This is a genomic window from Streptococcus suis (assembly GCF_002964045.1).
Classification (GTDB): domain Bacteria; phylum Bacillota; class Bacilli; order Lactobacillales; family Streptococcaceae; genus Streptococcus; species Streptococcus suis_U.
The window spans coordinates 1-391 of record NZ_POPB01000487.1 but is presented as its reverse complement, the minus strand read 5'-3'; the positions used below and the strand labels follow the sequence as shown (position 1 = coordinate 391).

Sequence of the window (391 nt, the reverse complement as noted above, 5' to 3'; positions counted from 1 at the left end):
CAATAAGCGTGTCCATGAGGTTAACTTGGAGTACCGAGGAATTGACCGTCCCACAGACGTTGTCAGCCTAGAATATAAGCCAGAGTCGGAGATTGTTTTTGATGAGGAAGACTTACTGGACAATCCTGAATTGGCTGAAATGATGGAAGATTTCGATGCCTATATTGGTGAATTGTATATTTCTATCGATAAGGCGCGTGAGCAAGCTGAAGATTACGGACATAGCTACGAGCGCGAAATGGGCTTTTTAGCTGTACACGGTTTTCTGCATATCAATGGCTATGATCATTATACGCCAGAAGAAGAGGCAGAAATGTTTGGTTTACAAGAAGAAATTTTGACGGCCTATGGACTTACAAGAGAATAATTCAAAAAATCGCTGGAAAAACCG

1 protein-coding gene is annotated in these 391 nt (G+C 41.7%); it reads left to right on the top strand.

Features of this window, described 5'->3' with window-relative positions:
* Positions 1 to 367: rRNA maturation RNase YbeY (gene ybeY / locus C1E99_RS12185; protein ID WP_105207687.1), on the top strand; the 367-nt coding region annotated here is incomplete at its 5' end.
* Positions 368 to 391 lie beyond the last annotated feature (24 nt).